Below are 14,288 nucleotides of genomic sequence, written 5' to 3'. Positions count from 1 at the left end.
CCCCATCCTCCAGTCTCGGCCACACCGTCGAAATCCAGCCAGGCGGCTACAGGGAGTGCTCCGGCGCGTTCGGTCCGTGTTCGATCGTTGCGAATGCGTCACCGGACATGGATTGGCCGGTTTCCGGTACAGGCCAATGGGGCATCCACACCGTGGCGTGGGGCAAAGGAGGTCTCGGGGGTGGCGTTGGTGGTGGCACAGGAGGTGCCCACGTCGTCGAGCATGGCCGTACCCCATGGCCCTGCGGGCGTGGGCAAGGCAAGACACCGTATGCGCACCCAGTTGCGCAGGGGCGGAGTGTCGGAAGCGGTCATCGACGACGCCGTACTCATTCTTTCCGAACTCTTGAGCAATGCGTGCAAGCACGGCAGGCCGCTGGGCGACGCCCTGGCCGGGGACGGCGACGTCCGGGCCGCATGGCGGGTGGACACGGGCGGCAGGCTCACGGTCGAGGTGACGGACGGCGGCGGTCCCACCCGCCCGGCTCCAGCCACGCCCTCGGTCACCGCGCACGGCGGCCGCGGGCTGAACATCATCACCGCGCTGGCCGACGACTGGGGCGTACGGGACGAGACCCGCGGCGAGGTCACGGTGTGGGTCGTCGTCCACGACGACGTCCACGATCCCGACGCCGGTCACCGACGCGACGACTTCGCCGCACGCTCCTCCACTCTCGACTTCCCTCGAGCGCGAGGGACCGCCGGACCGCCCCTGGCACCGTCGGTCTCGGCGATACCCGAGATGGCCGAGCTGAACTTCGCGGACGCCTTCGACGACCTGGACTGAAAACCGACCCGTTCCGGTTCGACGACCTGGACCGAACCGACCGGTTCCCGGAGGATCCGCGCGTTGTCCACAGGTCGGCACGTAGGCCGCGTTGTCCACAGGCTCCGGTCGTCGATGACGCAAACGGCTAGGCTCGCGCCCGTAACGAGACGAGCCGTAACCGGGAGACACCCACGATGGCCAAGAAGCGACCCCAGACGAAGGCCAAGCGGCCGCAGCTCAGCGATGCCGCCCGCGCCGGAGGCGCTGATGGAGACTTTCCGGTGGTCGGTGCCCGTGAGCCCTGCCCCTGTGGCAGCGGCCGGCGTTACAAGGCCTGTCACGGCCGGGCCGCCCAGCACGCCGTGACCGAGCTGGTCCAGCGCCCCTTCGACGGGCTGCCCGGTGAGTGCGACTGGGTGGCGCTGCGCGAGCTGGTGCCGGCCGCCACGGTGGAGCTGACGCTGAAGGGCGGCCTCCCCGAGGGCGTCCCGTCGGTCACGCTGGCCACGGTGCTGCCGATGGCCTGGCCGGCGCTGCGCCGCGACGACGGCTCGGTCCTGCTGGGCCTGCAGAACGACACGGCGTCCGGAGACATCAGCCGCGACCTCGCCGACACCCTCCAGCGCGCGCTCACCGTGGACCCGGGCACTCCGGTCCAGTCCCGCCGCGCTCCGGCGGACGGTCCGCGCCTGCAGGAACTGCTCGACTCCGAAGGCGCGTTCGAGCCAGTTGTGCACCCGGGCTTCGAGTTCTGGGTCCCGGACGCGGAGAACGCCACGCCGGAGGTGACCGCTTCTCTGGAGCGGGCCAACGCCGCGGCCATCCCGACCGTGCGGCTGACCGGTGTGGACGCCGCGTACTGGTGCGAGACGCCGGACAAGAACCACCTGCGCTGGGTGATGCCGCACCCGGAGGAGCAGCTTCTGGACGCCCTGGCGCGGCTGCACGCGGCGGGCAGGTCGAACCTCGGCGAGGGCACCCGTCTCGTGGGCTCCTTCCGCGCTCACGGGCTTACCGTGCCGGTCTGGGACCTGCCGAGCGGAGTCTCGGCGGAGGACATCGAGAAGCCGGCCGCCGAGTTCGCCGAGCGCCTCTCCGACGCGCTGGCCACGGACGCACCGCTAACCCCGGACGAGCGCCGCGCGCGCGGCGGACTGACCAACCGGCAGGTCACGCTGAGTTGACACAGACCGTGCGGCTGACCGGTCGGTCAGCCGCACAGGGTCTTGCGGAGCCGATGGCTCCGCTCACAACTCCCCTTCGCCGCAAGCCAGTCGGTGTCCGAATAGCCGAGCAAGAGCCGAGATCGAATTTGCGAACGGCCGATCTCTTGTTACCGTTTCAGTAGCCCGGTTGCTGGTGCATCCCCCGTCGCCAGCAACCGGGCCTTTTCATGTCCGCGCGCCCTTTACGCACCGGCGTCCTGCGTCAACTGACCGTAGCGGCCCCGGAGTTGCTCCCGGCCCGCAGCAGCAGCGGCCCGTCCTCGGCCCGCCCGGCGAACTCCGCCACCGCCGTGTACCCGTCCAGGTTCCCCCTGGTGCGTTCCCGGGGTGTCTCGCAGGTTCCCGGCTCGTCCTCGGCGCTCACCGCGCAGTGCATCTGCACGGTCCGTCCGCCGGGACCCATGAGGCTCAGTACGGAGTCCAGCGCGCCGCCGGTCGCATTGCGGTAGTAGGTGCGCGCCCAGGTCTCCTCACCCTGCGTCAGCACACACGTCTGCGCCTCGACGCCGTCGGGGGAGGTGAGTTCGGGACCGCAGCGGGCGGCGGTGGCAAGATCGAGGCCGAGCAGCGGCGGGGAGCCGGCGGGTTCCGCGGAGGGTGCCTCGGCGTCGGCGGGTGGCGCGGAAGGACGTACCGCGTCACGTGCGGACGAGGCACGTACGGGCGGGCGCCCCTCGTCGCCCACCTGTCCCGCGGACGCCATGGCCAGCGGCAGCACGGCCGCGCAGACCACGACGCCCGCGAGGGCGAGCAGACGGATCTTCCGGGGGTCTGGGGGCCTTCCCCCAGAATGTCGCACCATGCACCGGAACATAACGAGCGGGAGCGGGCGTCCGGTTCCGCCCGCGCCGACACCCCTACAAGTCGGGTGCGCTCACACCCGTACGAGTGAGGGCCTCGACCACCGCGTCCACCACGGCCTCCACGTCGGGCACCCACGGAGAGGCCGAGCCGGGCAGCGGGGCGCGCTCCCAGCGGATCTCGCCGTCGCCCGTCTCCGAGGGTGGCAATGCCAGATAGCCGCCCTCTCCGTGGAAGCGGAGTGAGCCGGGGACGTAGTCCTTGGCGTACAGCAGTTCGCCCAACTGCTCCATGGAGTACGGCTTCACGAGCAGCGCCCAGCGGGTGGGCGTAGCGACGACCGGGCCGAGGCGCATGCCCTTGCGGTCGAGCACGGCCAGGGCCCGGGCGGCCGCTAGGGCCGGCAGGCTGACCGCGCAGGGAGCGTTGCCGCCGGTGGCCAGGACGATCGGCGCGGCGGGGCGGTTGGTCCACCACCAGCGCACCATGCGCTCGTCGGTGGTGGCCGCGAGGAGGCCGGGGTCGAAGGGGTGGGCACCGGGCACCGTGCACTCGGGGTCGGGGCAGCCGCAGCGGGCACGCCCCTGTGGGTCCGCCGCCACGCCCGGGAGTACGGGCCACTGCCATTCCGTCGCGAAGGTCAGGGCCGCGCTGATCAACTCAGGCCTTCCGTCGCTGCGCTGGGACAGGAGCCTGCGTCGCTTTCCGAGGATCTCGCGCATGAGCGCTCGTTCCTTTCCGTTGCACCGCTGGCAACACCGAGGACCACATCACACCATGTGTCGATCACTTCACTGTGCGTACCTGTTGGCGCATCACACCCCTGTCAGAGACAAGGGGAACCCCTATGGGCCGAACGTTGAGCTGCATCCGCGGGCCTGGCCCACACTGCCGTCCATCTGAAGCATGGGCCTGGCGTGGGGGTGGCGAAGTCTGGCGTTTGCCGTCCCGCGTATTTCTCTTCGCCTCCGCCACGGGAGGATGGGGCACGATCGTCGGTGGCTAAGACGCCCGGGTCCGTCGCCAGGTTCCGGGTGATTCCCAACCACCCCTGGTCTTCTCCGAGTACGTACCCATCACGACCGTTGTGACGCTCTGTGGAGCAAGGCCAGTCGACCGCAATAAGCCGTTACCCGAGTCAGTTTTAGGCCAAGTTTGCCTTTTGGCAAGTGGTGCACCGTTGACCCACGGACACCAGGAATCCCGGCAGGACAATGCTGGACATCCCCTCACGAGTGCGTGTACATGTGGAGACACTGCTAGCGGCGCAGAATGACATGGGGGTTTGCGATGCTTTTGAGCAATACGCACCGGTCGGAAAGCCGGACGCCATGAACGCCCCTCACCCTCCGAAAGTGGCTGGAATCGATTCAACGGTTCCCTCGCCCGCACACACTGTCGCGCCCGCGCCTGCCGCCTCGGGTACCTCTGCGGTTCTCTCGCCGAACGCGCCGGGCGCGTTGCTCCAGGACCGTCTCGCCGGCTGGGTCTCGGATCTCACGACCCTCCACGAACTCACCGAACGCCTGGCCCGCACGGACGCGCTCGCCGACGCCCTGCAGGAACTGCTGCACGCCGGAGCCGCCCTGGTGGGCGCCCGCCGCGGACTCGTCGTGCTGGAACCGGGCGACGGACTCGGCCCCGACACCACCCTCGGTCTGGGCCTCGCCCGCGCCGACCTCGGCCACATCGAGACCGTGCCGCGCAGCTCCATGTCGTACGGCCGCATCCTCGACGGACTGCCCGGCGGCGACGCCGAGATCACTGAGCCCGACCTCTTCGCCGAGGACGGGCTCGACCCCCGGCACCGCGAGGTCGCCGCCCGTCTGGGCTACGCCGCGAGCTACGCGCTGCCCCTGACGGCGGAGGCGTCCACCGAGCGCGCCGCCCGTCTCGGCGCCGCCGTGTGGCTCTATGACGAGCCCGCCGAGCCCGCCGAGCGGCAGCGCCACCTGGTTGGCCTCTACGCCCGGTACGCCGGCGAGCACCTGGCCCGGCTTCTCGAAATCGAGCGCACGCGCGCGTGCATGGCGACGATCGCCGAGGAACTGCTGCCGTCCCGGCTCCCCCGCGTCGCGGGCGTACGGCTCGCCGCCCGCCACCGCACCGGCCCGCGCGGTGGCGGCGACTGGTACGACGCGCTGCCGCTGCCGGACGCCGCGCTCGGCCTCGCCGTGGGCTCGGTGACGGGGTCCGGGCCCAGCGCGATCGCCGCGATGGGACGGCTGAGAGCCTCCCTGCGGGCGTACGCCGTGATGGAGGGCGAGGACCCGGTCGCCGTCCTGTCCGACCTGGAGCTGCTGCTCAGGCTCACCGAGCCCGCACGCTCCGCCACCGCCCTGTTCGCCTACTGCGAGCCCGCGCTGCGCAAGATCACGCTGGCCGGTGCCGGGCACTGCCCGCCGCTGCTGGTCGGCGAGCGGCGCACCGAGTTCGTGGAGACCTCCCTGTCCGCACCGCTCGGAATGCTCGCCTGCTGGGAGGCACCCGGCGTGGAACTCCAGGCCCAGCCGGGAGAGACGGTTCTGCTCTACACCGACGGGCTGCTGCACCGCACCGGCGACCCCACGGACCGTGCCTTCGCCCGGCTGCACGCGGCGGCGGCCGGCGTGCCGAGAGCGCTGCGGCGCGACCCGGAGGCGATCGCCGACCACGTGCTGCGGACCGTGCTGCCGGACGGGCTGGACGAGGCGGACTCCGAGGAGGACGTAGTCCTGCTCGCCGCTCACTTCGAGTAGCCGGGCGTGAGCGGTCCTGTAACAGGTCATTCGGCCCTGGGCCCCCTTCCGTACGACCGTACGATGGAGGGGGTCCAGTGCCGTATCTAGGAGGATGACCGTGGCCGAAGAACTCACCCCGGAGACCCCGGAAGCTGAGTCTGAGGAGCCCATCAAGCAGCGGAAGAACGGCCTGTACCCGGGCGTGTCCGACGAGCTTGCCGAGAACATGAAGTCTGGCTGGGCCGACACAGAGCTGCGCGACCTGGAGCCGATCGCGCAGGCCGCCGAGACCGCCGCCCGCCGGGCCGCGCTCTCCGCGCGCTTCCCCGGCGACCGTCTGGTGATCCCCGCGGGCAACCTGAAGACCCGCTCGAACGACACCGAGTACGCCTTCCGGGCGTCGGTCGAGTACGCGTACCTCACCGGCAATCAGACCGAGGACGGCGTCCTGGTCATGGAGCCCACCGCCGACGGCCACAAGGCGACGATCTACCTCCTGCCGCGCTCCGACCGCGAGAACGGCGAGTTCTGGCTCTCCGGCCAGGGCGAACTGTGGGTCGGCCGCCGGCACTCCCTCACCGAGGCCGAGAAGCTGTACGGCATCCCCGCCTCCGACGTGCGGGAGCTGGCCGACCGGCTGCGCGAGGCCACCGGCCCGGTGCGGGTCGTGCGCGGATACGACGCCGGCATCGAGGCCGCGCTGACCGACAAGGTCACCGCCGAGCGCGACGCCGAGCTGCGGGTCTTCCTCTCCGAGGCACGGCTGATCAAGGACGAGTTCGAGATCGGCGAGCTGCAGAAGGCGGTCGACTCGACGGTCCGCGGCTTCGAGGACGTGGTCAGGGTCCTCGACAAGGCCGAGGCCACGTCCGAGCGGTACATCGAGGGCACGTTCTTCCTCCGCGCGCGCGTGGAGGGCAACGACGTCGGCTACGGCACGATCGCCGCGGCCGGTCCGCACGCCTGCACGCTGCACTGGGTGCGCAACGACGGGCCGGTGCGCTCCGGTGACCTGCTGCTGCTCGACGCGGGCGTCGAGACGCACACGTACTACACCGCCGACGTCACGCGCACGCTGCCGGTCAGCGGCCGGTTCAGCGAGATCCAGAAGAAGATCTACGACGCCGTGTACGACGCCCAGGAGGCCGGCATCGAGGCCGTGAAGCCGGGCGGGAAGTACCGGGACTTCCATGACGCGGCGCAGCGGGCGCTGACCGAGCGGCTCGTGGCGTGGGGGCTGGTCGAGGGACCGGTCGAGCGGGTGCTGGAGCTGGGGTTGCAACGCCGGTGGACGCTGCACGGCACGGGGCACATGCTCGGCATGGACGTCCATGACTGCGCTGCCGCGCGCGTGGAGTCGTATGTGGACGGCACGCTGGAGCCGGGGATGGTGCTGACCGTCGAGCCGGGGCTGTACTTCCAGGCCGACGATCTGACCGTGCCTGAGGAGTACCGGGGGATCGGTGTGCGGATCGAGGACGACATTCTGGTGACGGAGGGTGGGAACCGGAATCTGTCGGCGGAGCTGCCCCGGCAGTCCGACGAGGTGGAGTCCTGGATGGCGTCCCTCAAGGGCTGAGATTCGTCTGCGGGTATTTCGTGGCTGGTCGCGCCCACGCGGAGGAGCCGCATATGTCACAGCCCCGCGCCCCTGGCGGTATCGGTGTGGACCTGCATCTAGAAGCCGACGTCGCCGAAGGGCGCCGTGTCGGGCTCGAGCGCGCCCTCCGCGATGCCGTGCGGGACGGGCGTCTCGCGCCCGGGGCGCGGTTGCCCGCGACCCGGCGGCTCGCGGGTGAGCTGGGGGTCTCGCGGGGAACAGTGAAGGCGGCCTACGACCAACTCGTCGCCGAGGGGTACCTCACCGCTCGGCAGGGGTCGGGTACGCAGGTGGCCCCGTTGCCCTCCAGCGGCGCCGAACCGCCGGAAGCGGCCGCACGCGCACGCGTGCCGCGTCTCGATCTGCGGCCGGGGAGCCCCGACGTGGGGACGTTTCCGGCGGCGGCCTGGTTGCGGGCGCTGCGGCGCGCCATCGCTACGGCGCCCTCGTTGGCGTACGACTATGGCGACCCGCGCGGGCGGATCGAGCTGCGGACGGCGTTGTCGGGGTATCTGGGGCGGGCGCGCGGGGTGATCGCGCCGCCGGAGCGGATCGTGGTCACCTCCGGGTATGTGCAGGGGCTTTCGCTGCTCACGCGGGTGCTGGAGGGCGGCGCGGTCGCCATGGAGGATCCCGGGCTGCCCTTCCACCGGGAGGTGGTGCGGCGCGCCGGCGGGCGGGTGGTGCCGGTGCGGGTGGACGAACGCGGCGCCCTGGTGGAGGACTTGGGGGACGCTTCGGCCGTCGTCCTCACGCCGGCCCACCAGTACCCGACCGGCGTGACGCTGCATCCGGAGCGGCGGCGGGCGTTGAGCGACTGGGCACGCGCGCGTGGCGGGCTGATCGTCGAGGACGACTACGACGGGGAGTTCCGGTACGACCGGCAGCCCGTCGGCGCGCTCCAGGGGATGGCGCCCGGGCAGGTGGCGTACCTGGGCACCGCCTCCAAGACGCTCGGTCCCGCGCTGCGGCTCGGGTGGATGGTGCTGCCGCCGGAGCTGGTCGACGCGGTGGCCGACGCCAAGCTGCACAGCGACCATCACACCGAGTCCATCGGGCAGTTGGCGCTGGCCGAGCTGATCGAGAGCCATGCGTACGACCGTCACGTGCGCGCGTGCCGGTTGCGGTACCGGCGGCGCCGGGACGAGCTTCTGGGCCGGCTGGGGGCGCGTCGGCGGGTACGCGGAATCGCGGCCGGGCTGCACGCGTTGGTGGAGGTCGACGACGAGGCACGGGTGCTGGCGCGTGCGGAGGCGGAGGGGCTCGCGGTGGGGCACCTCGGGGAGCACTGGCACACGCCGGGCACCGAAGGGCGGCCGCAGGGGCTGGTCGTGGGGTACGGCACGCCTCGGGAGCGGGTGTACCCGGAGGCGCTGGACGCGTTGAGGAAGGTGCTGGACGGGGGCTGAACAGCCAGGCGCCCGCGTCGAATTGGGCCAGTGACGGGCGCTTGGATTGGGCCTTCTGAGCGGTCCACCGCGCTTCTAGGGTCGTTGGCATGACGAACTCACTCGTCCCGCCCGCAGGTCCGCAACGTGTCCTGGCCCTGGCCCAGTTGACCAACTCCGTCGGTGACGGCGCCTACTACGTGACCTCAGCCCTGTACTTCACCCATGTCGTCGGGCTCGCCCCCGCGCGCGTGGGGCTCGGGCTGACCGTCGCCTGGGCGGTCGGCTCGTTGGTGGGGGTGCCGCTCGGGCGGCTCGCGGACCGGCGCGGGGCGCGCGGTACGGCGGTGCTGCTGGCGCTGGCGACCGGGCTGGCGGTGGCGTCCTTCCTGGTCGTCCGGGACTTCGGGCCGTTCCTGGTGGCGGCCTGCGGCTACGCCTCCGCCCAGTCGGGGCTCGCCGCGGCCCGGCAGGCGCTGCTGGTGCCGGCCGGGGAGCGGACCGGGCTGCTCGCGCACCTCCAGTCGACGCTCAACGCCGGTCTGGCAGTGGGCGCGGGGCTGGGCGGGATCGCGCTGCACGCCGGGACGCGGGCGGCGTATCTCGGGGTGTTCGCGCTGGACGCGGTGAGCTTTGTGGTGTGTGCGGGACTGTTGGTGCGATTGCCTGCGGTGGCGCCGGTTGTGCACGAGGGCCGTCGTGATCTGGGAGTGCTGCGCGACCGCCCCTACGCCCTCCTCACGCTCCTCAACACCGTGCTCCTGCTGCGCATACCGCTGCTCAGCCTCGGGCTGCCGCTGTGGATCGCCGAGCGCACGGACGCGCCGGCCTGGCTGGTCTCCGCGCTGTTCGTGCTCAACACCGGGGCGGTGATGGTGTTCCAGGTGCGGATGGCGCGCGGCGTCACGGGGATCGCGTCGGCCACGCGCGCGGTGCGGCGGTCGGGGTGGGTGATGCTGGCGGCGTGCGCGGTGTTCGCGCTGTCGGCGGGCGCGTCGCCGTGGGCGGCCGGCGGTGCGCTGGTCGCCGGGGCAGTGCTGCTGGTCGTCGCCGAGATGGGGCAGTCGGCCGGTGCCTGGCAGTTGTCCTTCGACCTGGCCCCGGCCGACCGCGTCGGCGAGTACCAGGGCTTCTTCGGGACCGGCGTGACCGTGGCCCGCACCCTGGGCCCGCTGGTGCTGACCTCGCTGCTGCTCGGGTGGGGCACGGCGGGGTGGCTGGCGCTGGGAGGAGCGACGCTCGTGGCGTCGTACGCGATGGGCCCGGCGATCCGCCGGGCCCATGCCTCCCAGGCGGACGTCAGGCTGCCCGTACCGGTGAACTGAGCCGCACCGGAAGCGAGTCCAGGAACAGCGCCCCCGCCAGCAGCCCCGCGCTCCCCCGCGGGCTCCACGCGCGCGCGTGCAGGTCGGCGTCGAGGGCGTGCAGGGCTTCGCGGCCCGCCTCCGTCGCCGTACCGCCCGCTTCCAGGACCCCGCGGGCGCCCGCCTGGACGTGCCGCAGGCCGACCGGGCCCGCGGTGTGCAGGAGTTCGGTGTCCTGGAGGGTGGACATCACGGTGAGCAGGGCGTCGAGGCGAGCCTCGCTCTCGTCGGCGTCGGCCGAGCGGGCGGCGGCGAGGGCGTCCAACGCCCGCCGTACGTGCGGGAATCCGGCCCGGGCCTCGCCGCGCGCCCCGGCGGCGCCGTACTTCGCCGAGATCGACGAGCCGCGCGAGGGCCGTCGCGGGGCCCGCCGGTCGGGGTGCGCGGCGATCCGCTTGGCGGCCGCGGCCACGTCCTTCGCCCCGGCCCGGGGTTCGAGGGCGGCCGCGGCGACCAGCAGGCCGAGCGCCCACAGGGCGCCGCGGTGGCCGCCGCCGGCCAGGCCTACGGAGTGCTCGGTGCAGCGGCCGATCGCTCCCAGTTCGGTACGGAGCTGGGGCGTGGGTTCGCCCGTGCGGCGGGCCGCGGCGGCCATCGCCGCGAGGCCGGGCGCGAGCGCCTTGGCGGACCAGCGCAGGGCACGGTGGTCCACCCGGGTCGTCCGGGCGCCCAGGTCACGCGGATCGGGCAGGCCGGGCTTGGGGGCCAGCGCCAGCTGCCCGGTCAGCGCGTCCACGGCGGCATGGGCCAGCGCGTCGTCCTCACGGCTGTTCATGCGCTACGAGGACGCCGTGGCCGACGGGGAGGCGCTGTCGCTCGGTGGGGTGCCCGTGGGGGCGTCGCTGGGAGGCGTACCGCCCTCGCCGCCACCGCCGCTGCCCGCACCGGTGTTCTCGGCGTCGGGGTCCACGCCGAGGGTGAGGGAGCCCTTGTAGCCCTTGGACGGGTCGCTCTTGTGCACGGCCTTGAGGGTGAGCAGGCCGCTGGAGGCGCCGCCGCCGTCGTAGACCATGTCGTCGGCGAGCTCGGTGTAGGTGCCGGAGTGCTTCGCGTACGGCTCCAGCGTGAAGATCTCCTCGGCGATGTCGTCGGCGAAGAACAGCTGGCCGGTGTAGTTGACCTTGCCGCCCTCGTAGGTGCCGTCCTCCTTCTCGCCGCCTGTGTGCACCTTGAGATGGATGTGGCAGGTGCGCGGGGTGTACCAGCCCGGGAAGATCGTCTCGAACTTGACGACCCCGTTGGCGTTGGCGATCTGGTAGCCGCGCAGATAGGTGTTGTCGTCGGCGGTCGAACCGTCCTCGCTCTCCGCCGGCGCGGAGCCGCCGGGGTTGGCGGTGGTGTAGCCGGAGTAGTAGCCCCAGGCGTCGCAGTGCCAGATCTCCACGGCCGCGCCGGGCACCGGGGTGCAGCCGTCGGTGGCGTCCACCACGGTGAGGCGCAGGGTCAGCGGGACGCCGCTCTTGCCCTCGGTGATGTCCTTCCGCACCAGGGCGCCGTCGAGGTAGTACGGCCCCTCGGTGACGCTCGACATCAAGGTCATGCACTCGCTGCCGGTGGAGGTCGCCGAGGCGGTGGCGGTGGTCGTGGTCTGCGCGGTGGTCGTCGCGTCGTCGGCGAAGGCCGACTGGTACCCGGCCACGGCGAGACCGCCGGCCGCGACCGTGCCACCGGTCACCGCGAGGGCGCGGCGCCTGGTGATCGAGGTGTCCTTGTGGTTTCCCGTCATGTCCATGAACGTAGGAAGGGCGCCCATCAGGGACCTGAGCCGACGCTGTACGCAAGCTGAGAATGCGTATCGCGCATCTTCGGGTGTGTCCGGAGGGTGTGTCCGGGGGGTGGGTGCGTCCGGGCGGGGGCGCGTCCGGGCGGAGGGCGCGTCCGGGCGGAGGGCGCTACACCGCCATCAGCGGCGCGTCCTTCTTCCACTTCAGGATCTTGTCGAAGCTCACCACCGCGCCCCGCCGGCCGGGCTTGTTGCCGATGTGGACGTGGTCGGCGAGTTCCTCGATGAGACAGAGGCCGCGGCCGTTCTCGTCCTCCAGGGGCGCCGGACGGGCCGGCGGCCGGGGGCGTGCGGCCGCGAAGCCGGGACCCGAGTCGGCGACCTCGATACGGCACTTCTCGCCGTCGAGGTAGGCGGTGACGCGGTATGCCTGCGAGGAACCCTCGTGGCCGCCGTCCCCGCCGTGCTCCACCGCGTTCGCGCAGGCCTCACTGAGGGCCAGGGAGAGGTCGTAGGAGATGTCGGGATCGACGCCCGCCGTCTCCATGGTGCCGAGCAGCAGCCGCCGGGCGAGCGGAACGCTCGCGGCTTCGCGCCGCAGATGGAGTGACCACCAGATGCTCATGCTCCAGCCTCCTGGCCGCGGCTCGACATACCGTTACGTATTGCCGCGTGTGCCCCGGTGTAAGCACAGAGTTGACGTGATGCCGCCCATATGGGGGATGCGCCGAGGGCGGCCACCGGTGTATGTGGGGCGCCTTGTGGCAGAAGGTGACCTTCCGGTCGTACTCCGCGTACGTCATCTTGTGGACCTGCCGTATGGCGGCCATAAGGCCAGTGCGATGATGAGCCCGCCATGACTGCCCCCCACCCCCGTACGGCGCGCTCCGGAGGCGACCTCCGGGTGCTGCGGACCGCGGTGTTCGCCGCGGTCTGCGTCGTGCTGGCCGCGGCCGGTCACAGCCTCGCCTCCTGCGCCACGGTTCCGCTGTGGACGCTGGGCGCGGGTTTCCTGGGGGCCGTCCTGGTCGTGGCACCGCTCGCCGGACGCGAGCGGTCACTGCCGGGCATCGCCGCGCTGCTCGCGGCCGGACAGACCGTGCTGCACGTGCTGTTCGGGCTGGGGCAGCACGGTACGACGGCCGCCACGGCAGCCGGTACGGCCTCGGTCTCCGACGCCTCGCTGATCGAGCAGGCCGCGCGGCTCGTCTGCGGGACCACCGCGGCGGCGATCAGCCCCGCGCAGGCCCAGCGGATCCTCGTGGACGCGCGGATCCATCAGGGCACGGGTGCGGGCACGGGCTCCACGCACCACCCGGCGGACGCCCTGTCCACCACCGCGGGTTCCTCCATGTCGCTGCTGCCGTCCCTGCCGATGCTGCTCGGGCACGTTCTCGCGGGCCTCGCCGCGGGATGGCTGCTGCGCCGGGGGGACATGGCGCTGCGGCGCCTGATCGAGATGTCCGCGCCGTCCGCGCACTCCGTCGCCGAGGGGGCGCTCGTACGGTCGCTGCGCGGGGCGCTCGCGCTGGTGCGCGCCCTGCGTGCCGGGCTGCCGGGCACGCCCGAGGCCGGTCCGCGCACCCCGCGGACCGTCCTGTTCGCGCCTCCCACGCCCCGTACCACCGCACTCCAGCACACGGTGATCAGGCGGGGCCCGCCCGCCGCCGCACTCTCCCTCGCCGCCTGACGCGACGCGACCAGCGCTCCACTTCCTCCTGAGGGACCTGTGGGGAGGGCCGCCGTCGCGCGGCACGCGCGTGTGCCCGTGCTTCCGAGCGACCTCCCTCTTGACGGGTGATCGCTGACGCACGCGCACGCGTACCCCTCTTCATCACCGGAACCATCACCGGAACCCCGGAAACCACTTGGAGTGGAGTGCTCCCCATGAAGGCCTCTCGTCTCGCCGCCGCCGGTGCCGTGGCCGCATCGGCCGTCGTCGTCCTGTCCTCGCCCGCGTTCGCGCACGTCAGCGTGCAGCCCGAGGGCACCGCCGCCAAGGGCGGTTACGCGGTCGTCGACTTCAAGGTCCCCAACGAGCGCGACAACGCCTCGACCACCAAGCTCGAGGTCACCTTCCCGGCCGGCCATCCGCTGGCCTCGGTGATGCCGGAGCCGATGGCCGGCTGGGATATCAAGATCACCAAGTCCAAGCTCGACAAGCCCATCGACAACCACGGTGAGCAGCTCACCGAGGCCGTCACCAAGGTCACCTGGACCGCCACGGGCAAGGGCGTCGAGCCCGGCTACTTCGAGAAGTTCCCCGTCTCCGTCGGCGCGCTGCCCGAGGACGCCGACGAGCTGGTCTTCAAGGCGATCCAGACGTACTCCAACAAGGAGGTCGTGCGCTGGATCGAGGAGCAGCAGGAGGGCGCGGAGGAGCCCGAGAACCCGGCGCCCGTACTGGCGCTGTCCGCCGCCACGGAGGACGGGCACGCGCACGGCTCCACGGCCACCGCCGAAGCCACCGACGACGCCACCGAAGAGGCGAGTGACGCCGAGGCCGCCTCCTCGGAGAGCGCCGTCGCCGCCGACAGCAGCGACACCACCGCCCGCGTCCTGGGCGTGGTCGGCATCGTCGTCGGCGTGGTGGGTGTGGCGTACGGCGTCCTCGCCGGCCGTCGGCGCACCGACGCCTGAGTCCAACCGTCCGGAGCGCGCACCGGGGTGCGTACGACCGTCCGCGAGTCGACCGGCC

Annotated in this window: 13 protein-coding genes; 8 read left to right on the top strand and 5 right to left on the bottom strand. The window is 72.2% G+C overall.

Annotated features, from left to right (window positions below; all coding sequences use genetic code 11):
* Window positions 1–93: 93 nt before the first annotated feature.
* Both AC5P09_RS28950 and AC5P09_RS28945 read left to right on the top strand, forming a co-directional pair.
* On the top strand, window positions 94–786 hold the full coding sequence (locus tag AC5P09_RS28950; RefSeq protein WP_493876694.1) for an ATP-binding protein: 693 nt from the start codon (window positions 94–96) through the stop codon (window positions 784–786).
* A gap of 176 nt (window positions 787–962) precedes the next feature.
* Window positions 963–1,952: a DUF5926 family protein gene (locus AC5P09_RS28945; RefSeq protein ID WP_493876693.1), complete on the top strand. Its 990-nt coding sequence runs from the start codon at window positions 963–965 to the stop codon at window positions 1,950–1,952.
* Window positions 1,953–2,196: 244 nt separating this feature from the next.
* Here the strand turns inward: AC5P09_RS28945 and AC5P09_RS28940 are convergent, their stop codons facing one another.
* Window positions 2,197–2,796, bottom strand: coding sequence for a hypothetical protein (locus tag AC5P09_RS28940; protein ID WP_493876692.1), 600 nt, complete (start codon window positions 2,794–2,796; stop codon window positions 2,197–2,199).
* Window positions 2,797–2,851: 55 nt separating this feature from the next.
* Entirely contained in the window at window positions 2,852–3,517 is a 666-nt protein-coding gene (locus tag AC5P09_RS28935; RefSeq protein WP_493876691.1) for a bifunctional DNA primase/polymerase, read from the bottom strand.
* Between the two features lie 492 nt (window positions 3,518–4,009).
* On the opposite strand from AC5P09_RS28935, the gene AC5P09_RS28930 reads away from it, so the two are divergent.
* The 4 genes from AC5P09_RS28930 to AC5P09_RS28915 all read left to right on the top strand — a co-directional run bounded on the left by AC5P09_RS28930 (window position 4,010) and on the right by AC5P09_RS28915 (window position 9,828).
* The gene (locus tag AC5P09_RS28930; protein WP_493876690.1) at window positions 4,010–5,533 is read left to right on the top strand and encodes a PP2C family protein-serine/threonine phosphatase; all 1,524 of its coding nucleotides are present in this window, start codon (window positions 4,010–4,012) and stop codon (window positions 5,531–5,533) included.
* Between the two features lie 94 nt (window positions 5,534–5,627).
* Window positions 5,628–7,094 (top strand): aminopeptidase P family protein, encoded by a 1,467-nt coding sequence (locus tag AC5P09_RS28925; RefSeq protein ID WP_493876689.1) that lies wholly within the window; start codon window positions 5,628–5,630, stop codon window positions 7,092–7,094.
* 53 nt (window positions 7,095–7,147) lie between these two features.
* Complete coding sequence (gene pdxR / locus AC5P09_RS28920; protein ID WP_493876688.1) at window positions 7,148–8,524, top strand: MocR-like pyridoxine biosynthesis transcription factor PdxR; 1,377 nt, start codon at window positions 7,148–7,150, stop codon at window positions 8,522–8,524.
* Window positions 8,525–8,613: 89 nt separating this feature from the next.
* Entirely contained in the window at window positions 8,614–9,828 is a 1,215-nt protein-coding gene (locus AC5P09_RS28915) for an MFS transporter (RefSeq protein ID WP_493876687.1), read from the top strand.
* On the opposite strand, the gene AC5P09_RS28910 is transcribed toward AC5P09_RS28915, so the two are convergent.
* The 3 genes from AC5P09_RS28910 to AC5P09_RS28900 form a co-directional block, all read right to left on the bottom strand.
* Complete coding sequence (locus AC5P09_RS28910) at window positions 9,803–10,642, bottom strand: triphosphoribosyl-dephospho-CoA synthase (RefSeq protein ID WP_493876686.1); 840 nt, start codon at window positions 10,640–10,642, stop codon at window positions 9,803–9,805. The genes AC5P09_RS28915 and AC5P09_RS28910 overlap by 26 nt on opposite strands.
* Window positions 10,643–10,645: 3 nt before the next feature.
* Window positions 10,646–11,593 carry an intradiol ring-cleavage dioxygenase gene (locus tag AC5P09_RS28905; RefSeq protein ID WP_493876685.1) on the bottom strand — a complete coding sequence of 316 codons (948 nt, stop codon included), beginning with the start codon at window positions 11,591–11,593 and terminating at the stop codon, window positions 10,646–10,648.
* A gap of 166 nt (window positions 11,594–11,759) precedes the next feature.
* Window positions 11,760–12,215, bottom strand: a complete 456-nt coding sequence (locus AC5P09_RS28900) for an ATP-binding protein (protein WP_493876684.1) — start codon at window positions 12,213–12,215, stop codon at window positions 11,760–11,762.
* 231 nt (window positions 12,216–12,446) lie between these two features.
* Between AC5P09_RS28900 and AC5P09_RS28895 the strand changes: the two genes are divergently transcribed.
* Both AC5P09_RS28895 and AC5P09_RS28890 read left to right on the top strand, forming a co-directional pair.
* Entirely contained in the window at window positions 12,447–13,280 is an 834-nt protein-coding gene (locus tag AC5P09_RS28895; RefSeq protein WP_493876683.1) for a hypothetical protein, read from the top strand.
* A 197-nt stretch (window positions 13,281–13,477) separates the two neighbouring features.
* On the top strand, window positions 13,478–14,230 hold the full coding sequence (locus AC5P09_RS28890; RefSeq protein WP_493876682.1) for a YcnI family copper-binding membrane protein: 753 nt from the start codon (window positions 13,478–13,480) through the stop codon (window positions 14,228–14,230).
* Window positions 14,231–14,288: the final 58 nt, after the last annotated feature.

This window comes from Streptomyces sp. a15, from assembly GCF_059026085.1.
The sequence above is the reverse complement of the archived record's forward strand: the minus strand, read 5'-3'. Positions and strand labels throughout refer to the sequence as shown.